The organism is Bradyrhizobium erythrophlei (assembly GCF_900129505.1).
Classification (GTDB): Bacteria; Pseudomonadota; Alphaproteobacteria; order Rhizobiales; family Xanthobacteraceae; genus Bradyrhizobium; species Bradyrhizobium erythrophlei_D.
Genome location: NZ_LT670818.1, coordinates 7,062,232 through 7,083,122, shown reverse-complemented (window position 1 = coordinate 7,083,122; position 20,891 = coordinate 7,062,232). Strand labels below are relative to the sequence as shown.

Genomic DNA, 20,891 nt, shown 5'->3' with positions numbered 1-20,891 from the left:
AAAAGATGGAGCAGGGGGCGGAAGATGTACCGGTCATCTATCTCCACGAGATAAGGCGCCAGTACATGCAGGGCGAGACGACGCTGACGATCCTCGACGGCGCCAAGCTCGCGCTGTGGGCGGGGCAGTCGGTCGCGCTAGTGGCGCCGTCGGGAGCGGGCAAATCGACCCTGCTGCATATCGCCGGCCTCCTGGAGAGCCCCGACGACGGCGAGGTCTATGTCGGAGGTTCCGCGACGTCTGGATTGTCCGACGTCGAGCGAACCCAGATCCGCCGCACCGATATCGGCTTTGTCTATCAGTCGCACCGGCTGTTGCCGGAATTCTCGGCGCTGGAGAATGTCATGCTGCCGCAGATGATCCGCGGCCTGAGGCGCTCCGAGACGGTCAAACGGGCCACCGAAATCCTGGCCTATCTGGGCCTCGGCGATCGCATCAAGCACCGCCCGGCGGAACTGTCCGGCGGCGAGCAGCAGCGGGTGGCGATCGCGCGCGCGGTGGCCAACGCGCCGCGGGCGCTGCTCGCGGACGAGCCGACCGGCAATCTCGACCCGAACACCGCCGATCACGTCTTCCAGGCGCTGATGCAGCTGGTCAAGGCGACGCGGGTGGCGATGCTGATCGCGACCCACAACATGGAGCTGGCCGGCCGCATGGACCGGCGGGTGTCGCTGGTGGACGGCCAGGTCGTCGAACTGGATTGAAATCAGTAGGTACGGCGGTGCCGCCGGTCGCGTGGCAGCGGCGCACTGGCGCCGACGTAATACGGATTGATGTCGCACTGGGCCGGGCGGCCCGAAGCCGTCGCCCTGCATTGATTCATCGAATAGAAGCTGCAGTCGTAATAATCGCCTCCCAGTGGGCCGACGACGTGCATGCAAACCGGATAGGCCGGATCATAGGTTTGCGCCTGGGCCGGCGCGGCCGCCCAGACCATCCCGATCGCCAAAATTGCCAAAGCCGGAACACGCATCGAAAACTCCTTCAAGGTAGGCGGCAGGAATGAGGGCACGGAATCAGACGGCCCATATTGATCGGGATCTCTTCACGTCCGCGCGCCAGTCGGCGCAGGCGCGGCGCATGTCGTGCACCTTTCAGCGGGGGACCGGATAGATCAGCGGGGGACCGGATAGACCGACCTCGCGCGCGGACCGCGATAGCCGCGTGGATCGATATCGCCGCCGGGATTGTAATAGGGATTTTCGATGCACTGCAGAAGCCGTCCCGAAGCGGTCGCCTGGCATTGCGCGTAACTGGTGAAGGTGCAGTTGCTCAAACCCGGATATTCATTGCCCTGGATGCAAAAGGGATAGCGGGTTCCGACGGCCTCGGCCGGCGCGGTGCCGGCAAAAGCCAATCCGCCCGCGGCCAGCAGTGCGAGAGTAAGGTTGCGCATCAAGATCTCCCATCGGCCGCGGCCGCCTCTTCACCGATTCTTTGCTGCGCCAACCCAAGCCGCAGCGGCGGCTTTGCGTCAACTCACATTCGGGGGTGCCAGAGGCGACCGGGGCGGATGGCACCAATTTTCCCGTTCGCGTTTCGCTACCCGCTTTCCAGCTGTGGGTGGTGGGTCAGTTTGATTGGGGCAAGGTTCCGGGGCTGGATTATGCGTCACGAGCGGCTCATATTCGGGTGATGGCAGCGCCGAATGCGTCGCAGGGAAGGAGCGTCCCATGGCTTTGATCGTTGCCAAAATCGCCATACTGGCTGTCCTGGTGATACTTACCTTTGGCGTTTTCCCGGATAGGCGGCGGGGTGGAATCATTGCCATCGCGACATGCGTCGCAGCCGCTTTTGTCCTTCATTTCGTCGCGCCTTAGGTTGACCGCCGAGCCTGCGAAGGCGGCGCTGAAATTCAAACTCAGACCCGCAGATTGCCCCCAAGCGCTCTGAGGACGCCGGCCGGTTTACCGCGCGAATTAACCACAGGGGTTGTTTTCGAAACCAGCCAATTTGCCCGCCTTGACTCAAGGAACAAAATGGGAACAATGTTCTTCATATGTTCCATATTTGAGGAGGCCGGCATGTTGAAGGTTTTCGTCGAAGAAGCAGCCGCATTGGCGTCAATCGCGCTGTTTGTTGGGATGATCGCGGTCTGGGCCCAGCTCATCCCCCAGCTCTGAAATCGGGCTTGGCGGCCTCGGGAAGCGCCTTGAGGAAGCTCTTGAGGCAGCTCCTTGGGGCAGCTCCTTGGGGCAGCTCCTTGGGGAAAAGCCGGACGGCGCGGGGAAGTCGCGCGTTCCACATGGACTCCTCGCGCCCAAGGCACCACCATTGGGAGCGAGTCGGCCCTTGAGGGGCGGGCTGACGTCCCCTCAAGCCCCAGTGATCGCCCCATTCCATGACCGCAAAACCTTCGGCAGCCATGTCCAATGCCGGATTCGTCCATCTCCACGTCCATTCGGCCTATTCGCTGCTGAAGGGGTCGATCAAGATCGCCAAGCTCGGCGAATTGGCGAAAGCGGACCACCAGCCGGCGCTGGCGCTGACCGATACCGACAACATGTTCGGCGCGCTGGAATTCTCCGACAAGATGGCGGGCTATGGCATCCAGCCGATCGTTGGCCTCGAACTCGCCGTCGATTTCGGCGATCAGGACCCCAACACGCGTAACGCGCTGGCGTCGGCGCCATCGCGGATCGTGCTGCTGGCCGGGCGCGAACGCGGCTATCGCAGCCTGATGCGGCTCAATTCCCGCGCCTTCCTGGAAACGCCGGTTCACCAGGCTCCGCATATCAAGTTCGAATGGCTCGATGGCTGTGCCGAGGATGTAATCGCCCTGACCGGCGGTCCCGACGGGCCGATTTCGCTGGCGATCGCCGGCGATCATGCCGGCCTCGCCGCATCGCGCTGCGAGCGGCTGGCGGGCCTGTTCGGCGACCGGCTCTATGTCGAATTGCAGCGCCACGGCATCGACAAGGAGCGCCGCGTCGAGGCCGGCCTGATTGATCTCGCCTACACCAAGGGCCTGCCGCTGGTGGCGACCAACGAGCCGTATTTCGCGGCATCGGACGATTACGAAGCCCATGACGCGCTGTTGTGCATCGCCGGCGGGCGCCTGATCGCAGATACCGAACGCGACCAGCTGACGCCCGATCACCGTTTCAAGACCCGCGCCGAGATGGCGGTGCTGTTCGCCGACCTGCCGGAGGCGCTCGCCTCCACCGTCGAGATCGCCGAGCGCTGCTCGTTCCGCCCGCTCACCCGCAAGCCGATCCTGCCGCGCTTCACGGTGGGGGCCTCCGCCAACAGCGCAGACGCCGTCAGCGAAGAAGCGGCGGAGTTGCGCCGGCAGGCCGAGGAGGGGTTGACCAACCGCCTGCGGGTTCACGGCCTGTCGCAGGGCACCACCGAGGAGGACTACCGCGCACGGCTCGCCTTCGAGCTCGATGTCATCACCCGCATGCAGTATCCGGGCTACTTTCTGATCGTCGCGGACTTCATCAAATGGGCGAAGGCGCAGGGCATTCCGGTCGGACCGGGGCGCGGCTCGGGCGCGGGCTCGCTGGTCGCCTATGCGCTGACCATCACCGATCTCGATCCGATCCGGTTCGGCCTCCTGTTCGAGCGCTTCCTCAATCCCGAACGCGTCTCGATGCCCGATTTCGACATCGACTTCTGCCAGGACCGGCGCGGCGAGGTGATCGACTACGTGCAGCAGCGCTACGGCAGGGACCACGTGGCGCAGATCATCACCTTTGGAACCCTGCAGGCGCGCGGCGTGCTGCGCGACGTCGGGCGCGTGCTGCAGATGCCTTACGGACAGGTCGACAAGCTGACTAAACTGGTCCCGCAAAACCCCGCGGCGCCGGTGACGCTGGCGGCCGCGATCGCCAGCGAACCGAAGCTGCAGGCGTTCCGCGACGAGGATCCGGTGGTGGCGCGCGCCTTCGACATCGCGCAGCGCCTCGAGGGTCTGACGCGGCACGCCTCCACCCACGCCGCCGGCATCGTGATCGGCGACCGCCCCTTGAGCGAGCTGGTGCCGCTCTATCGCGACCCGAAATCCGACATGCCGGTGACCCAGTTCAACATGAAATGGGTCGAGCCTGCGGGCCTCGTCAAATTCGACTTCCTCGGGCTGAAGACGCTGACGGTGCTCGACGTCGCGGTCAAACTGCTCAAGCAGCGCGGCGTCGAGGTCGATCTGGCGACCTTGCCGCTCGACGACGCCAAGAGCTACCAGATGCTGGCCAAAGGCGACGTGGTCGGCGTGTTCCAGGTTGAAAGCCAGGGCATGCGGCGCGCGCTGGTCGATATGCGGCCCGACCGTTTCGAGGATATCATCGCGCTGGTGGCGCTGTATCGGCCGGGCCCGATGGCGAATATTCCGACCTATTGTGCCCGCAAGCACGGCGACGAAGAGCCGGAATATCTCCATCCCATCCTCGAATCGATCCTGAAGGAGACCTTCGGCGTCATCATCTACCAGGAACAGGTGATGCAGATCGCCCAGGTGATGGCCGGCTACTCGCTCGGCGACGCCGACCTGTTGCGGCGCGCGATGGGCAAGAAGATCCGCTCGGAGATGGAGAAGCAGCGCGCGATCTTCGTCGCCGGCGCGGTCAAGAACGACGTGCCGAAAGGGCAGGCCGAAACCATCTTCGAACTGTTGGCGAAATTCGCCGACTACGGCTTCAACAAGAGCCACGCGGCAGCCTACGCACTGGTGTCCTACCATACCGCCTACATGAAGGCGCATTACCCGGTCGAGTTCATTGCGGCGTCGATGACGCTCGACCTCAACAATACCGACAAGCTCTCGGAATTCCGCGCCGAAGCGCAGCGGCTCGGCATCAAGGTCGAAGCACCCTCGGTCAACCGTTCCGGCCCCACCTTCGAGGTAGCCGACGGCACCATCTATTACGCGCTGGCCGCGCTAAAGGGCGTCGGTCAGCAGGCGGTCGAACTGATCGTCGAGGCGCGCAAGGAGGGCGTGTTCACCTCGCTCGCTGATTTCGCCGCGCGGGTCAATCCGCGCGCGATCAACAAGCGCATCATCGAGAGTCTCGCCGCGGCCGGCGCCTTCGATACGCTGGATTCGAACCGTGCGCGGGTGTTTGCCGGCGCCGAGGCCATTCTCGCCGCGTGCCAGCGCAGCCATGAGGCCGCAACCATGGGGCAGAACGACATGTTCGGCGGCGCCGCCGATGCGCCGACCATCATGCTGCCGCAAATCGAACCGTGGCTGCCGGCGGAGCGGCTGCGGCGCGAATACGACGCGATCGGATTCTTCCTGTCCGGCCATCCGCTCGACGATTACGCCACCGCGCTGAAGCGGTTGCGGGTGCAGACCTGGGCGGAATTTTCCCGCGCGGTCAAAACCGGCGCCACCGCCGGCAAGGTTGCCGCCACCGTGGTGTCGCGCATGGAGCGGCGCACCAAGACCGGCAACAAGATGGGTATCATGGGCCTGTCCGACCCGACCGGCCATTTCGAGGCCGTGCTGTTTTCCGAAGGGCTCGCGCAATATCGCGACGTGCTGGAGCCGGGGGCCGCGGTGCTGCTGCAATTGGGTGCCGAGCTGCAGGGCGAGGATGTCCGCGCCCGCGTGCTGCACGCCGAGCCGCTGGATGATGCTGCGTCGAAAACCCAGAAGGGACTTCGAATCTTCGTGCGCGACACCAAGCCGCTCGAATCCATCGCCAAGCGGCTGCAGATGCCCGAGGCAGGGCAGGGCACGCCGCCGCCCCGCGGCCCTCAGGCAAAACCGGCTCCGGCGCCGATGGGCGGCGCCGATGGCGACGTGTCGCTGGTGATGATGCTCGACCTCGAAACCGAGGTCGAAATGAAGCTGCCCGGCCGCTTCAAGGTCTCGCCGCAGATCGCCGGCGCGATCAAGGCGGTGTCGGGCGTGGTCGACGTGCAGACGCTGTAACGACGCAAAGGAGCTGTCCGATGTGTGTAACGTGCCTCCAGAATTCTTTTCGACCCTCGCGCCGCGGGCTCATCCTCGGCGCCACCGCGACGCTGCTTTTCGGGAACGCGGCCGGGGCCAAGGAGAAAAAGCCGCCGCCGAAACCGCAAAACGTCCTGTCGCCCGACGCTTCGCTCGAACGCCTGCTGAAAGGCAATGCGCGCTACGTCGAAGGCGTGTCGCTGCGTCATGATTTCAAGCACGAGCGGGAAGCGTTGGCCGGCGGCCAGAACCCGTTCGCCGCCATCCTGAGCTGTGCCGATTCGCGCATTGCCCCGGAATACGCTTTCGACAGCGGCCGGGGCGATCTTTTCGTCTGCCGCGTGGCCGGAAACTTCGCCAGCGAAGAATCGGTCGCCAGTCTGGAATATGCCGTCGCCGTGCTCGGTGTGCCCCTGATCTTGGTACTGGGGCACGATGCCTGCGGCGCGGTCGATGCCACCATCAAATCCCTCAAGGATAACACGACCCTGCCGGGACATATGCCGTCGCTCGTGGCCGGCATCGCGCCTTCGGTAAAGGCTGTATTGCCACAAGGCGGGGATACGCTCGGCAAGGCGATCCGCCAGAACGTACTCGACAACGTCGCCACCTTAAGCACCGCGACGCCGATCCTGAGCGCGGCGGTCGAACAGCACAAACTCAAAGTGGTCGGCGGCATCTACCGGCTCAGGGATGGCAGGGTCGATATCGCCGCCTGAGGAATCTCCGGGGAAAATCCACAGTCTGGCAGAAGCGCCGAGGCAGTTGCAACCACACCGTGTTTTTGGTTAGCCTGCCGCCCAGGGCATTGGGGTGTTGGGGGGCGGAACGTTTTGGCGTTGGGTGGTGCTGGGGATTGCCGCGGTTTGTTTGTCGGCTTGTGCGAGCCAAAGAACTGGTTTCGATTATGCGGGGGTGATGCAAAAGGTCGGCCCGCCAAGACCGGGGCAGACGCGCATCGTTGTGCTTGAGGAGAAAGCCAGTGGCCTTTCCGCCACCGTTTGTGACGTCAAGGTCGACGGCGGCCCGATGGGCCGGCTCAAACCCGGAACCTATGTCTACGCCGATCGTCCGGCCGGTCGGCACCAGTTGTGGGCCTCGGAGAACTTGTTTCCGGGCGAAAGCAAGCATGACGTCACGACCGAATCCGGCCGCACGTATTTCTACCTCGCGAGGACGAGCGACAGGCACAATGCGGTGATGGGAATGACGATGGCCGGTGGTTTGGCTGGCATGCTGGTCGGCTCTGCGGTCACCACCGGCAGTGATAGTCCCGGACCGATCGACTTCGTCCAACTGGACGAAGCAGCCGCCCGGACAACGATCGCGGAGCTTCAATTGGCGGAATAGCGCGGCGGGAGGTAACCCGCGCTGTCAAAACCGGCGCCACCGCCGGCAAGGCCGCCACCCTGATGCTGATAAGAAGAACCCAATTTAACAAGAAGGTGTCGCCTTTGTCAGATCCACACGGTTTTCACACGCCACAATCGTCCTACACAAAGGAAGAACTGCTCAAATCCAGCAAAGGAGGCTATTTCGGTTCGGGCAATGCCCAGCTACCTGCGCCGCCGATGTTGATGATGGACCGGATCACGCAGATCAGTATGGACGGCGGCGAATTTGGCAAAGGCCATATCGTCGGTGAGTTGGATATCACGCCAGAGCTCTGGTTCTTTGATTGTCATTTTATCGATGACCCCGTGATGCCGGGCTGTCTAGGCCTGGATGCGATGTGGCAGATCGTCGGTTATTGGCTTGGCTGGTCGGGCTCACCGGGCAAAGGCCGCGCCGTCGGCGTTGGCGAGGTAAAGTTCAGGGGGCACATCACGCCAGACATTAAGCGCGTGCGTTACGAGGTTGATATGCATCAGGTACGGCGCGGCAAGTTGGTTCTGGGTATTGCGAATGGCCGAGTATTCGCTGACGACTCAAGCGTTTATGTCGCCAAAGATTTGAGAGTCGGCCTGATGTCGCCTGCCGTCTGAGATGGCATCGGGGAACCTCATGCGTCGTGGCAAAGAACAGCCCGATAATTCATGCCTCGGGAAGGGTTGGATGGGGGCGGCTATGCCGGCCCGCGTTGACATCACGCCGGCCGCTGCGGACGTGTCATGTGTATAGTACGATGCCGCCTTACACATTTGCGCACAATGAATGGCGGACCGCGCGATGCGCACCAATATCGACATCGATGACACGCTGATGGCGGAAGCCCAGAAGGCTTCCGGGCATGCAACCAAGAAGCAGACGGTAGAGAGGCACTTCGCCTGATGATTAGGTTGCGTCGACAGCAGGAGGTTGGCGCCGCTTTGGGCAAATACCGCTGGCGCGGCAACCTTGCGCAGAGCCGCAAGGGGCGGGCAACGGGGTGATCGTTGTCGATAGCAGCGTCTGGATCGACTTCCTCAATGGCCGCAAAGCGCCCCGTGTTGCGCGCCAGCAGGCAATCCTTGGCAACGAGGAGATTGCCGTTGGCGATCTGATGCTATGCGAGGTGCTCCAGGGCCTCGCCAGCGAGCGGGCCGCTCGACAGGGGCGAGGGGCTTTTGCGCCGCTTCGAAATCGCTTCGATGGCCGGCGAGGCGGTCGCAATCGCGGCGGCCCGCAACTTCCGGTCCTTGCGCCGGCGCGGCATCACCGTTCGGAAGACCATCGATCGTGGTGCATCGAAAACCGCCGGCCATTGCTGCACAATGACAGCGATTTTCGGCCGATGGCACAGCATCTTGGGCTCATGGAAGCGCCCATGAGGGCCTGAAACGGGGGGCTGCGGCCGCATGACCGTGTCCGTTGGCCAAAACTGGCCCAATTTCCTTGCTTCCTTTGAAAATACCGCTATATAGCGGCCCATCTCACACGGAAACATGGCTCAAAAGGCCGTCCGGTGGCAGCCGGGCCATAAGGCTCGTCTGCTCACACGTTTCCGGAGGAACCAACCGGAGAACTTAAACGATGTCGCTACCCGATTTCTCTATGCGTCAACTGCTTGAGGCTGGCGTCCACTTTGGCCACCAATCGCACCGATGGAATCCGAAAATGGCGGATTTCATTTTCGGCGCCCGCAACAACATCCACATCATCGACCTCGCCCAGACCGTGCCGCTGTTGCACCGGGCGCTGCAGGCCGTCAGCGATACCGTCGCCAAGGGCGGCCGTATCCTGTTCGTCGGCACCAAGCGCCAGGCGCAGGACGGCGTTGCCGAGGCCGCCAAGCGCTCCGCGCAGTATTTCGTCAATTCGCGCTGGCTCGGCGGCACGCTGACCAACTGGAAGACGATCTCCGGTTCGATCAAGCGGCTGCGGCATCTCGAAGAGGTGCTCAATTCCGGCGATGCCAGCGCCTACACCAAGAAGGAGCGGCTGACGCTGCAGCGCGAGCGCGACAAGCTCGACCGCTCGCTCGGCGGCATCAAGGACATGGGCGGTTTGCCCGACATGATCTTCGTGATCGACACCAACAAGGAAGACATCGCGATCCAGGAAGCACAGCGGCTGAATATCCCGGTCGCCGCGATCGTCGACACCAACTCCGATCCGAAGGGCATCAGCTTTGTGATTCCCGGCAATGACGACGCCGGCCGCGCCATCGCGTTGTATTGCGATCTGATCGCGCGTGCTGCCATCGACGGCATCTCGCGCGCGCAGGGCGATTCCGGGATCGATATCGGCGCGTCCGCCCAACCGCTGCGCGAGGCGATTCCGGCGGCGCCGCAGCCGACCGGGTTCCAGGGTCTCGCCGGGCCGCGCGGCAGCGCCGACGATCTCAAGAAGCTCACCGGCGTGTCCGGCGCGATCGAGAAGAAGTTCAACGATCTCGGCATCTTCCACTACTGGCAGCTGGCCGAACTCGATCACGACACCGCCCACAAGATCGGCGAAGAAGTCGGACTTCCGTCTCGCGCCGATGGCTGGGTAGCCCAGGCCAAGGCGATGACCGCGGAAGCCGAATAGCTTTATATGCGCGCTGGCCGGAACCTTCCGGCCACCGCTTCTCAATTTCCGTAATTGCTGAGGGTGGACGGCGGCGAGGTGGCAAAGGCCCGCCGCGGTCGCCCTGACAGGCAAAGGACAGCAACGATGGCAACGATCACAGCGGCGATGGTCAAGGACCTTCGCGAGACCACCGGCGTCGGCATGATGGACTGCAAGCAGGCGCTTGCCGAGAACAACGGCGACATGCAGGCGGCGATCGACTGGCTGCGCAAGAAGGGCCTGTCGAAGGCCGCCAAGAAGGCCGGCCGCGTCGCGGCGGAGGGCCTGATCGGCGCGCTGACCTCCGGCAACAAGGGCGTCGTGGTCGAGGTCAATTCCGAGACCGACTTCGTGGCCCGCAACGAGCAGTTCCAGGGACTGGTCAAGATGATCGCCCAGGTCGCGCTCGCCGTCGGCGCCGACGTCGAGAAGATCAAGGCCGCCAAGGCCGGCAGCGTCACGGTCGAGACCGCTATTTCGGACGCCATCGCCACCATCGGCGAGAACATGACGCTGCGCCGGGCGACGTCGCTCGAAGTCGGCAAGGGCGTGGTGTCGAGCTACGTGCATAACGCCGTGATCGATGGCGCCGGCAAGATGGGCGTGATCGTGGCGCTGGAATCGGCCGGCAAGACCGACGAGCTCGCAACGCTCGGCCGTCAGCTCGCCATGCATGTCGCCGCCGCCAATCCCCAGGCGCTGGATCCGGCGGGACTCGATCCCGCCGTCGTGAAGCGCGAAAAGGACGTGCTGGCCGACAAGTACCGTCAGCAGGGCAAGGCCGAGAACGTGATCGAGAAGATCGTCGAGTCCGGCCTGAAGACCTACTACAAGGAAGTCTGCCTGCTCGAGCAGGCCTTCATCCACGACAACGCCAAGTCGGTGGCCCAGGCGGTGAAGGAAGCTGAGGGCAAGATCGGCGGGGCTGTGAAGATCACCGGCTTTGTGCGCTATGCTCTCGGCGAGGGAATCGAAAAGCAGGAATCCGATTTCGCCGCCGAAGTCGCGGCGGCCAGCGGCAAGAAATAACCGCGCAAACGGTGCTCCCGGCCCGTTTGCGCCGGGAGCAGCCCGCGCGGGAAGGAGAGCGATTCGCTATGGCTGAGCCGGTCTATCGTCGTGTGGTGATCAAGCTCTCCGGCGAATATCTGGCCGGCCCGAATTCATCGGGCATGGACCAGCCGACCATCGACCGGGTCGCCAGCGACCTGATCGCCGCCCAGCAGCTGGGGGTCGAAGTGGCCGTCGTCATCGGCGGCGGCAATCTGGTCCGCGGCGTGGAAGTATCCTCGCGCGGGGTGTCGCGGCCCACCGGCGACACCATGGGCATGCTCGCCACCGTCATGAACTGCCTGGCGCTGGAGGCCGCGATCGAGCGGCGTGGCGCGCCAGCGCGGGCGCTTTCGGCGTTCGTGATGCCGCAGGTCTGCGAACTCTACACCCGGGGTGCAACGCACAAATATCTCGCCGAGGGCCGGATCGTGCTGCTCGGCGGCGGCACCGGCAATCCATTCTTCACCACCGATACCACCGCGGTATTGCGGGCGGCCGAAATCGGCGCCCAGGCGGTGCTGAAGGCTACCAATGTCGACGGCGTCTACAGCGCCGACCCCAAAAAGGATCCGGCCGCCAAGCGGTTTGACCGCCTGACCCATTCACAGGCGATTGAAGGCGGCTACAAGGTCATGGATGTGACCGCATTCGCGCTTGCCCGCGAGACGTCGCTGCCTATCATCGTGTTCTCGATCGCCGAGCCGGGTTCGATCGGCTCGATCCTGCGGGGTACCGGTCACGGCACCATCGTCGCCGGCTGAGCTTTGCAAAGGATGGGACTGCGCTGGGTTCGGCTGCCTTGGCTGCGAGTTTTCAAGAGGAGAGTGCGCTATGCCCACGGGTAAGTTCGACGTCAACGAATTGAAACGCCGCATGCAGGGCGCATCGCAGGCTCTCAAGCATGAACTCGGCGGTTTGCGAACCGGCCGCGCCGCGGCCTCGATGCTGGAGCCGGTGCAGGTCGACGCCTACGGCACGCACATGCCGCTGAACCAGCTCGCGACCGTCAGCGTGCCGGAGCCGCGCCTGCTCTCGGTGCAGGTGTGGGACAAGTCGATGGTCAAGGCGGTGGAAAAGGCGATCGTCGATTCCAACCTCGGCTTGAGCCCCGCCACCGAAGGACAGGTGCTGCGGCTGCGGATTCCCGAACTCAATGAAGAGCGCCGCAAGGAACTGGTGAAGGTGGCGCACAAATACGCCGAAGCCGCGCGCGTCGCGGTCAGGCATGTCCGCCGCGATGGCCTGGATACCGTGAAGAAGCTCGAGAAGAATCACGAGATATCCGAGGACGATCAGGAGCGCCTGGCCGCTGAAGTTCAGAAGGCGACCGACGGGACGATCACGGAGATCGATCAATTGCTGGCGGCCAAGGAAAAAGAAATCCTCACCGTTTAGCCCGCTGCTTTTTGTTCTGACGCGTTTTCCTCAAGCGAACCGGTTCCACTTCGCTCGAAAACGCTCCTGGGATTGACCAATGTCCAACGCCACAGCCCCCGCGACCAAACCGGATCGAGCCGATGGTCCCTCGCATGTGGCGATCATCATGGACGGAAACGGACGCTGGGCGGCGGCGCGCGGTCTGCCGCGCGCCGAAGGCCATCGCCGCGGCGTCGAGGCGCTGCGCCGCGTCGTTCGCGCAGCGCATGAACTCGGTATTCGCTATCTGACGATTTTCTCCTTCAGCTCGGAAAACTGGTCGCGTCCGGCGACCGAAATCGGCGACCTGTTCGGATTGCTGCGGCGGTTCATCCGCAACGACCTTGCCTCGTTGCACCGCGACGGCGTTCGGGTGCGCGTGATCGGCGAGCGCTCCGGGTTGGAGAGCGACATCTGCGCGCTGCTGAACGAAGCCGAGGAGCTGACGGGGAATAACACCAAGCTCACGCTGGTGGTCGCGTTCAACTATGGATCGCGGCAGGAAATCGCGCAGGCGGCGCAGCGGCTCGCGCGCGAGGTCGCCGAGGGCAAGCGCGACGCCGCCTCGATCGACGCCGACACGCTTGGCCGCTATCTCGATGCGCCCGATATTCCCGACCCCGATTTGATCATTCGCACCAGCGGCGAACAGCGGCTGTCGAATTTCCTGATGTGGCAGGCGGCCTACAGCGAACTCGTGTTCGTTCCGGTCCACTGGCCCGATTTCGACAAGGCCGCGCTTAGCGACGCGATCGCCGAATATGCCAGACGGGAGCGCCGTTTCGGCGGTCTGGCCGCGAAAACCGGATCGTGACGGAGCACGAAGCCGCGCCGGCGGCGACGGCTGAGCAGGGTTCGCGCAATCTCTTGTTGCGCGTCGCCGCCGCCATGGTGCTCGCACCGGCAGCACTTGCGATCGCCTATGCCGGCGGGTGGCTGTGGGCCGCTTTGGTGACGCTGGCTTCGATCGGTCTTTTTGTGGAATGGCTGATGATCGTCGGCGTGGCGCGCGAGCGGCGCGTGGTCGCAGCCGGCGGCGTCGCGTTGGCCATTTCAGGGTTTTGTCTCGCCTTGGGGCGAATCGATGCTTCGCTCGGCGTGCTCGCGCTCGGCGGTGTTGCGGTAGCCTGGCTCTCGCGGGAACGGCGTCTCTGGGCGGCGGCGGGTTATTTTTATGCTGCTGCCGCCGAAGCCGCATCGGTGCTGGTACGCCTCGATCAGGTCTGGGGATTTGTCGCGCTGATCCTGATCCTGCTGGTGGTATGGGTGACCGATATCGGCGGTTTTTTCGCCGGCCGCGGTATTGGCGGACCGAAACTCTGGCCGCGGGTCAGCCCGAAGAAGACTTGGGCCGGCGCCATCGGCGGCTTTGCGGCCAGTCTGGCGGTTGCCGCGGGTTTTGTCGCGATTGGCTTTGCCCGGGTGGAACCGCCCCAGGTGCTCAAATTGGGCCCGATTCTGCTGCTGGGCGCAGGCCTTTCGATCGCTTCGCAGCTCGGCGACCTGTTCGAGTCCGCAGTGAAACGGCGATTCGGGGTCAAGGACTCCAGCCAGCTGATTCCCGGCCATGGCGGGCTGTTGGATCGTCTGGACGGCTTCGTCGCCGCGGTAATCATGGCCGCGATTTTTGGCCTTTTGCGGGGCGGCGTGGATGGCGTCGGCCGCGGTCTTATGGTTTGGTGAAAAACATGAGCGCAGTTCCCTTGCGTAGCAACAAAGCCGCGGCGTCTGCCGTGCGTTCGGTCACCGTCCTCGGCGCCACCGGCTCGATCGGTGATAGCACCATGGATCTGCTGCGGGCCTCGCGCGACCGCTATCGGGTTGAGGCCCTGACCGGGCATACCAATGTGCAGGGGCTGGCGAAGCTCGCCAAGGAATTCGGCGCGCGATTTGCGGCCGTCGCCGATCCGGCGCGCTTCACGGAACTAAAGGAGGCGCTGGCCGGAACCCGCATCGAATGCGGCGCCGGCGAAAGCGCCGTGATCGAGGCCGCGGCCCGGCCTGCGGAGTGGGTAATGGCGGCCGTCAGCGGCGCGGCCGGCCTCAAGCCCGCGCTCGCGGCGGTGGATCGTGGCGCGACCGTCGCGCTCGCCAACAAGGAATGCCTGGTTTGCGCCGGCGACTTCTTCATGGAGCGCGCGGCGAAGGCCGGAGCGTGCATTCTGCCGGCGGACTCCGAACACAATGCACTGTTTCAGGCATTGGGTTCGGGCAACCGCGAGGAACTGATTCGCGTCATCATCACCGCTTCCGGCGGGCCGTTCCGGACCTGGGCCAGCGCCGACATCGAGCAGGCAACGCTGGCGCAGGCGCTCAAGCATCCGAACTGGAGCATGGGACAGAAGATCACCATCGATTCGGCATCGATGATGAACAAGGGGCTCGAGGTCATCGAAGCCGCCTATCTGTTCGCGCTGAAGCCGGACGAGATCGACGTTCTCGTGCATCCACAGTCGATCATCCACGGCATGGTGGAATTCTCCGATCGTTCGGTGGTCGCGCAATTGGGAGCGCCCGACATGCGCACGCCGATCGCGCATTGCCTCGGCTGGCCGGATCGAATCACAGGTCCCGCCGCCAGGCTCGATCTCGCCAAGATCGGGCAACTGACGTTCGAGGCGCCGGATTTCCAGCGGTTCCCGGGCCTGCGCCTGGCCTATGACGCCTTGCGCACCGGCCGTGGCGCCACCACGGTATTCAATGCCGCCAACGAAGTGGCGGTGGCGGCCTTCATCGCCGGCCAGATCAGATTTGGCGCCATCGCGCGCCTCGTCGAGGCGACGGTCGAGGACTGGATTCGCTCCGGGAACCTGGCGCCCCTGACATCCGCGGACGACGCCATTGCCGTTGACCATAACGCGCGAAAGAAAGCTGCCACCCTCTTGCCTCAAATTGCCTTAAAGGCATCTTAGATGACTGGGGACGGGGCTTTCGGCTCTGCTTAAGGGGATTCGAATGTCCGAGTTTTTCCTGCATAGTTTCAATACGTTGAGCCATGGGCTCATCGGCTACGTGATCCCCTTTTTGTTCGTGCTCACCATCGTGGTGTTCTTCCACGAACTCGGGCATTTCCTGGTTGCCCGCTGGGCGGGCGTGAAGGTGTTGACGTTCTCGCTCGGCTTCGGTCCGGAACTCGCCGGTTTCAACGACCGCCACGGCACCCGCTGGAAGATTTCGGCCGTGCCGCTCGGCGGCTACGTCAAGTTCTTCGGCGACGATAGCGAGGCTTCGACGCCATCGTCCGAAGCGCTCGCCAGCATGAGCGAGGAAGAGCGCCAGGGCAGTTTCCATCACAAGAAAGTCGGACCGCGCGCGGCGATCGTCGCCGCCGGCCCGATCGCCAATTTTATTCTGGCGATCGTGATCTTCACCTGCCTGTTCACTTTCTTCGGCAAGCCGAGCACGAGCGCGCGCGTCGATCAGGTCGAGGCGGGCAGCGCGGCGGCCACCGCCGGCTTCCAGGTCGGCGATACCGTGACCGCGATCGACGGCTCCAAGATCGACAGTTTCTCCGACATGCAGCGGATTGTCAGCGTTCGCGCCGGTGAGCCGATGACGTTCACCATCAAGCGCGGCGACTCAACGCTGGAACTGCACGGCACGCCGCAACTGAAGGAAGTCAAAGACCCCTTCGGAAATGCCCATAAGCTCGGGGTGCTCGGCATTACCCGCAAGACCGCGGCCGGCGATGTCACCACCGAGCGCGTCGATCCCGCTACCGCACTGTGGCTCGGCGTCAAGGAAACGTGGTTCGTGGTTGACCGGACGCTGTCCTATATCGGCGGCGTTTTCACCGGCCGCGAAGCCGCCGACCAGGTCGGCGGGCCGCTGCGAATCGCCCAGATCTCGGGGCAGGTGGCCACCATCGGCCTCGCCGCACTGGTGCATCTGGCGGCGGTGCTTTCGATATCGATCGGGCTGTTGAACCTGTTCCCGGTTCCGCTGCTCGATGGCGGTCATCTTTTGTTCTATGCGGTGGAAGCCGTGCGGGGGCGGCCTTTGTCCGAGCGGGCGCAGGAAATGGGGTTCCGAATCGGGCTCGGTCTGGTGCTGATGTTGATGGTGTTTGCGACCTATAACGACATCCTGCATCTGGCGGCATCCTGAAACGGCTTTTTTGTGACGTGGCCAATAGGCAACGTCTTGGAATGAAATTGAAATTGCACTGCGATCGGACGTTTGCCGGCCCGGCAAAGTTGGTTACAAGCTGTGCAACACATGGGAATCTGCCGGTTCGTGGGGTGCGGTCCGGCACTGGAATGACAAGGGCGCTTGGCGCATGAATTTTGGAATGCGAGTCCGGGGGGGCTTGTTCGCTGCCCTGATCATGTTTGCCGTGCCGGTCGCCGCCACGTTGGCCGGCGTGCTGGCGTCGCCCGTTGCCGCCCAGACCGTGGCTTCGATTCAGGTCGAAGGGAACCGGCGGGTCGAAATCGACACCATCCGGTCCTATTTCAAGCCGGGTCCCGGCGGGCGCCTGGATCAGGCGCAAATCGACGACGGCCTGAAGGCGCTGATCGAGACCGGCCTGTTCCAGGACGTGAAGATCAGCCAGACCCGCGGCGGCATCCTGGTGACCGTGGTGGAAAACCCGGTGATCGGGCGCGTCGCCTTCGAGGGCAACAAGAAGGTCAAGGACGAACAGCTCTCGGCGGAAGTGCAGTCCAAACCGCGCGGCACGCTGTCGCGCCCCATGGTGCAGTCCGACGCCCAGCGCATCGCCGACATCTACCGCCATGCCGGCCGCTATGACGTCAGCGTCAATCCCCAGATCATTGAACAACCGAACAACCGCGTCGATCTCGTCTTCGAGATCACCGAAGGCCAGAAGACCGGGGTCAGGTCGGTCGAGTTCGTCGGCAACGTCGCTTATTCGTCGTATCGGCTGAAGGACATCATCAAGACCCACGAATCGAATCTGCTGAGCTTCCTCGGCGGTGGCGACGTCTACGACCCGGACCGGGTCGAAGCCGACCGCGATCTGATTCGCCGCTTCTATCTGAAGCACGGTTTCGCCGACGTGCAGGTGGTGGCCGCCCTGACGGAATACGATCCGCAGCAAAAGGGCTTCCTGGTGACCTTCAAGATCGAGGAAGGCCAGCAGTACCGCGTGGCTGCGGTGAACCTCGAATCCAGCATCCCGAGTTTTGACGCCAACACGCTTCGCAGCTTCTCCCGCGTCAGTGTCGGGTCGACCTACAACGCCGAAGCGCTGGAGAAGTCGGTCGAGGAGATGCAGATCGAAGCGTCGCGGCGCGGCTACGCCTTCGCGGTGGTGCGCCCGCGCGGCGATCGCAATTTCGAGAACCACACCGTTACCATCACCTATGCCATCGACGAGGGTCCGCGGACCTATATCGAGCGCATCAACGTGCGCGGCAACACCCGCACCCGGGAATACGTGATCCGCCGCGAATTCGATATTTCGGAAGGCGATGCCTACAATCGCGCATTGGTCGATCGGGCCGAGCGCCGCCTGAAGAACCTCGATTACTTCAAGAGCGTGAAGATCGCGACCGAACCGGGCTCGTCGAGCGATCGGGTCATTCTCAACGTCGAGCTTGAAGAGAAGTCGACCGGCGATTTCTCGGTGTCGGGCGGTTATTCGACCACCGACGGCGCGCTGGCCGAGGTCAGTGTTTCCGAACGCAACTTCCTCGGACGCGGTCTGTTCGCGAAGGCGTCGGTGACCTACGGCCAGTACGCCCGCGGCTACTCGCTGTCGTTCGTTGAGCCCTATCTGCTCGACTATCGGGTCGCGCTTGGCCTCGACTTTTACCAGCGCCAGCAACTCGCCAACAATTATATCGCCTATGGCACCTCGACGCTCGGCTTCAGCCCGCGGCTCGGATTTGCGCTGCGCGAAGATCTTTCGCTGCAGCTGAGATATTCGATCTATCAGCAGAAGATCTCACTGCCGAACTATCTGGCGAACTGTAACAACAATCCGAATAACCCGCTGCTCGCGTTCAATCCGTCACCCGCATTTGCGAATCTGGCCGGCGTCGGTCCCGGCGGATCGATAACGTCAGGGGGCCAAACCGCGACCGATGCCTCCGGCACGGGTCTGTGGTGCTACAGCGATGGCGAGGCTTCGCTGCCGGTCCGCAAGGAACTCCAGAGCGGCAGCTCGCTGACCTCGGCGGTTGGTTACTCGCTGGACTACAATACGCTCGACAACAACAAGAACCCGACCGACGGCCTGCTGATCGATTTCAAGCAGGACTTCGCCGGCGTCGGCGGCGACGTGAGCTACCTGAAGAGCGCGTTCGACGCGAAATACTACACCCCGCTGGTCGCCGATATCGTCGGGCTGATTCACTTGCAGGGCGGCATCCTCAACAAGGTCGGCAACAAGGACCTGCGCATGCTGGATCAGTTCCAGATGGGTCCGAACCTTGTCCGCGGCTTCGCGCCGAACGGCATCGGTCCGCGCGACATCAATCCCTTCGGCACGATGGACGCGCTCGGCGGCACCAAATATTGGGGTGCGTCGGCGGAGCTGCAGATGCCGTTCTGGTTCCTGCCAAAGGAAGTCGGCTTGAAGGGTGCGATCTATGCCGACGCGGGCGGCCTGTCCGATTACCAGGGGCCGACCTCCTGGGCCGCCACCGGCGAAGTCAACGTGCCCGGCTGTATTCGTCCGACCACCAATCCGCCGACCCCCGGCACCTGTCTGGGATTGCAGTACGACAGCGGCAATACGGTCCGCTCGTCGGTGGGCGTCGGCCTGATCTGGGCCTCGCCGTTCGGTCCGCTGCGCTTCGATTACGCGGTCCCGTTGACCAAGGGTCAGTTCGACCGGGTGCAGCAGTTCAAGTTTGGCGGCGGAACATCGTTCTAAAAGCCTTTTTGAGCCAAGTGGATACTGGTGCGCGTGAAGGAAACGCGTCACAACAAAGAGAGGCTTCGGTTCTGATCGATCGGGACCGAAGCTCTGGTTCGATCATCGGCCGGACCGCGACGGGTGGAATGGCGCAACCGACTTTCTTCGAGCAACCGCCTACCTCGACGCTGGCCGAGATCGCCGCGTTGACGAAAGCGCATTTGCTCGATCCGTCCCGCGGCGGTCAACAGGTCCGGGGCCTGGCTTCGCTCGACGAGGCCGGCCCGATGCATCTGGCGTTTTTCGACAATCTGAAATATGCCGACCAGCTCGCTTCGACCAAGGCCGGCGCGTGCATGGTCAGCGCGCGTTTCGAAGTCAGGGTGCCGCCCCACGTCGCGGTGTTGCGGGCCGCCCAGCCGTTCCGCGCCTTCGTGACGATCGCCCGCGAGCTCTATGCCAGCGCGCTGCGTCCGCAATCCTGGTTCGGCCATACCGGCATCGCGGCCTCCGCCATCATCGACCCCAGCGCGCATCTGGAGGATGGCGTGATCGTCGATCCCCTGGCGGTGATCGGCCCCAATGTCGAGATCGGCGCCGGCACGGTGATCGGGGCGGGCGCGGTGATCGGGGCCAATGTCCGGATCGGTCGGGATTGCAATGTCGGCGCCCGGACCGCCATTCAGTTCGCGCTGCTGGGCAACAACGTCCTGATCCATCCCGGCTGCAGCATCGGCCAGGATGGCTTTGGTTTTGTCTTCTTCGGACCGGACGGCCATTTGAAGGTGCCGCAAACCGGGCGGGTGTTGATCCAGAACGACGTCGAGATCGGCGCGGGAACGACCATCGACCGCGGCAGCCTGCGCGACACCGTGATCGGCGAGGGCACCAAAATCGACAATCAGGTCCAGATCGGTCACAATGTGACGATCGGGAGGCATTGCCTGCTGGCGGCCCAGATCGGGTTGGCCGGCAGTCTGACGATCGGTGACAATGTGGCGCTGGGGGCCAAGGTGGGGATCAACAACCATCTTCACATCGGCGACGGCGCCCAGGTGACGGCGATGAGCGCCGTCAAGGACGACATCCCGGCAGGCGGGCGCTGGGGCGGTCACTTTGCCAAGCCGACGAAGCAGTGGTTCCGCGAGATCATCGCGGTGGAGCGTCTGGTGCGCGACAGTTCGACCGATCCGAAGGGCGAAGGGCGGGAGTGATGGGGGAGGTATCGGTCAGATTCGAACTCGTGGATATCAATGAGATCCTCAAGACGCTCCCGCACCGTTATCCGATGCTGCTGATCGACAAGGTCATCAACATCCGCACCGATTATTCCGGAATCGGCATCAAGAACGTCACCTTCAACGAGCCGCCGTTTCTCGGGCATTTTCCGGACCGCCCGGTCTATCCCGGCGTGATGATGATCGAGGCCATGGCGCAAACCGCCGGCGTGATCGGAATCAAGTCGGTCGAGGGCACCGAGAAGCCGCGCGCGGTTTATTTTCTCACCATCGACAAATGCAAATTCCGCAAGCCCGTGATGCCCGGCGATACCATCGAGTATCACATGCGCAGTATCGGCCGGCGCAAGACCATGTGGTGGTTTCACGGCGACGCCAAGGTCAATGGCACCACGGTGGCCGAGGCCGATGTCGGCGCGATGCTGACGGATTGACGAGACAGCCCGTAGTCCGGTTGCCGGGCCAGCCGGCGGCTTTTATTCCGCTC

Annotated in this window: 21 protein-coding genes and 1 pseudogene; 18 read left to right on the top strand and 4 right to left on the bottom strand. The window is 63.6% G+C overall.

The features are described from left to right. Window positions 1-5 precede the first annotated feature (5 nt). On the top strand, window positions 6-704 hold the full coding sequence (locus tag B5525_RS33140; protein WP_079569978.1) for an ABC transporter ATP-binding protein: 699 nt from the start codon (window positions 6-8) through the stop codon (window positions 702-704). A 2-nt stretch (window positions 705-706) separates the two neighbouring features. On the opposite strand, the gene B5525_RS33135 is transcribed toward B5525_RS33140, so the two are convergent. From B5525_RS33135 to B5525_RS33125, 3 genes are all read right to left on the bottom strand, one after another. Further along, a complete protein-coding gene (locus B5525_RS33135; RefSeq protein WP_079574109.1) occupies window positions 707-973 on the bottom strand; it encodes a DUF3551 domain-containing protein in 267 nt (88 codons plus the stop codon). Window positions 974-1,114: 141 nt separating this feature from the next. Further along, window positions 1,115-1,396 carry a DUF3551 domain-containing protein gene (locus B5525_RS33130; RefSeq protein ID WP_079569976.1) on the bottom strand — a complete coding sequence of 94 codons (282 nt, stop codon included), beginning with the start codon at window positions 1,394-1,396 and terminating at the stop codon, window positions 1,115-1,117. A 226-nt stretch (window positions 1,397-1,622) separates the two neighbouring features. Next, window positions 1,623-1,805 (bottom strand): hypothetical protein, encoded by a 183-nt coding sequence (locus tag B5525_RS33125; RefSeq protein ID WP_154073591.1) that lies wholly within the window; start codon window positions 1,803-1,805, stop codon window positions 1,623-1,625. Window positions 1,806-2,365: 560 nt separating this feature from the next. Between B5525_RS33125 and dnaE the strand changes: the two genes are divergently transcribed. The 6 genes and pseudogenes from dnaE to B5525_RS47615 all read left to right on the top strand — a co-directional run. Then, window positions 2,366-5,878, top strand: coding sequence for a DNA polymerase III subunit alpha (gene dnaE / locus B5525_RS33115; RefSeq protein ID WP_079569973.1), 3,513 nt, complete (start codon window positions 2,366-2,368; stop codon window positions 5,876-5,878). Window positions 5,879-5,898: 20 nt separating this feature from the next. After that, window positions 5,899-6,618, top strand: a complete 720-nt coding sequence (locus tag B5525_RS33110) for a carbonic anhydrase (RefSeq protein WP_079569972.1) — start codon at window positions 5,899-5,901, stop codon at window positions 6,616-6,618. Window positions 6,619-6,817: 199 nt separating this feature from the next. Continuing rightward, window positions 6,818-7,249 carry a DUF2846 domain-containing protein gene (locus B5525_RS33105; RefSeq protein WP_172900025.1) on the top strand — a complete coding sequence of 144 codons (432 nt, stop codon included), beginning with the start codon at window positions 6,818-6,820 and terminating at the stop codon, window positions 7,247-7,249. Window positions 7,250-7,353: 104 nt separating this feature from the next. Further along, on the top strand, window positions 7,354-7,884 hold the full coding sequence (gene fabA / locus B5525_RS33100; RefSeq protein WP_079569970.1) for a bifunctional 3-hydroxydecanoyl-ACP dehydratase/trans-2-decenoyl-ACP isomerase: 531 nt from the start codon (window positions 7,354-7,356) through the stop codon (window positions 7,882-7,884). Window positions 7,885-8,068: 184 nt separating this feature from the next. After that, a complete protein-coding gene (locus tag B5525_RS46760; protein WP_244567667.1) occupies window positions 8,069-8,170 on the top strand; it encodes a type II toxin-antitoxin system VapB family antitoxin in 102 nt (33 codons plus the stop codon). A gap of 97 nt (window positions 8,171-8,267) precedes the next feature. Beyond that, a pseudogene (locus B5525_RS47615) lies at window positions 8,268-8,363 on the top strand (type II toxin-antitoxin system VapC family toxin); the annotation flags it as partial. A gap of 21 nt (window positions 8,364-8,384) precedes the next feature. Here the strand turns inward: B5525_RS47615 and B5525_RS45590 are convergent. Continuing rightward, the gene (locus B5525_RS45590; protein WP_172900024.1) at window positions 8,385-8,708 is read right to left on the bottom strand and encodes a hypothetical protein; all 324 of its coding nucleotides are present in this window, start codon (window positions 8,706-8,708) and stop codon (window positions 8,385-8,387) included. 143 nt (window positions 8,709-8,851) lie between these two features. Here B5525_RS45590 and B5525_RS33085 point away from each other — a divergent pair, with 143 nt between their 5' ends. The 11 genes from B5525_RS33085 (at window position 8,852) to fabZ (ending at window position 20,838) form a co-directional block, all read left to right on the top strand. Further along, window positions 8,852-9,850 (top strand): 30S ribosomal protein S2, encoded by a 999-nt coding sequence (locus tag B5525_RS33085; RefSeq protein ID WP_079569969.1) that lies wholly within the window; start codon window positions 8,852-8,854, stop codon window positions 9,848-9,850. 126 nt (window positions 9,851-9,976) lie between these two features. Then, window positions 9,977-10,900: a translation elongation factor Ts gene (tsf, locus tag B5525_RS33080; protein WP_079569967.1), complete on the top strand. Its 924-nt coding sequence runs from the start codon at window positions 9,977-9,979 to the stop codon at window positions 10,898-10,900. A 68-nt stretch (window positions 10,901-10,968) separates the two neighbouring features. Then, window positions 10,969-11,685, top strand: a complete 717-nt coding sequence (gene pyrH, locus B5525_RS33075; RefSeq protein WP_079569966.1) for a UMP kinase — start codon at window positions 10,969-10,971, stop codon at window positions 11,683-11,685. Between the two features lie 70 nt (window positions 11,686-11,755). Then, on the top strand, window positions 11,756-12,319 hold the full coding sequence (gene frr, locus B5525_RS33070; RefSeq protein WP_079569964.1) for a ribosome recycling factor: 564 nt from the start codon (window positions 11,756-11,758) through the stop codon (window positions 12,317-12,319). Window positions 12,320-12,398: 79 nt separating this feature from the next. Next, window positions 12,399-13,154, top strand: a complete 756-nt coding sequence (locus tag B5525_RS33065; RefSeq protein ID WP_079569963.1) for an isoprenyl transferase — start codon at window positions 12,399-12,401, stop codon at window positions 13,152-13,154. Beyond that, entirely contained in the window at window positions 13,151-14,023 is an 873-nt protein-coding gene (locus B5525_RS33060; RefSeq protein WP_079569961.1) for a phosphatidate cytidylyltransferase, read from the top strand. Before B5525_RS33065 ends, B5525_RS33060 begins: the two co-directional genes overlap by 4 nt. A gap of 5 nt (window positions 14,024-14,028) precedes the next feature. Beyond that, window positions 14,029-15,252, top strand: coding sequence for a 1-deoxy-D-xylulose-5-phosphate reductoisomerase (dxr, locus tag B5525_RS33055; protein ID WP_079574105.1), 1,224 nt, complete (start codon window positions 14,029-14,031; stop codon window positions 15,250-15,252). 43 nt (window positions 15,253-15,295) lie between these two features. Next, window positions 15,296-16,447, top strand: coding sequence for an RIP metalloprotease RseP (rseP, locus tag B5525_RS33050; RefSeq protein ID WP_079569960.1), 1,152 nt, complete (start codon window positions 15,296-15,298; stop codon window positions 16,445-16,447). 172 nt (window positions 16,448-16,619) lie between these two features. Beyond that, a complete protein-coding gene (gene bamA / locus B5525_RS33045; RefSeq protein WP_079569958.1) occupies window positions 16,620-19,184 on the top strand; it encodes an outer membrane protein assembly factor BamA in 2,565 nt (854 codons plus the stop codon). A gap of 128 nt (window positions 19,185-19,312) precedes the next feature. Further along, on the top strand, window positions 19,313-20,380 hold the full coding sequence (gene lpxD, locus B5525_RS33040) for a UDP-3-O-(3-hydroxymyristoyl)glucosamine N-acyltransferase (RefSeq protein ID WP_079569957.1): 1,068 nt from the start codon (window positions 19,313-19,315) through the stop codon (window positions 20,378-20,380). Then, complete coding sequence (fabZ, locus tag B5525_RS33035; RefSeq protein ID WP_079569955.1) at window positions 20,380-20,838, top strand: 3-hydroxyacyl-ACP dehydratase FabZ; 459 nt, start codon at window positions 20,380-20,382, stop codon at window positions 20,836-20,838. The genes lpxD and fabZ overlap by 1 nt, the downstream gene beginning before the upstream one ends. The last annotated feature ends 53 nt before the right edge of the window (window positions 20,839-20,891 follow it).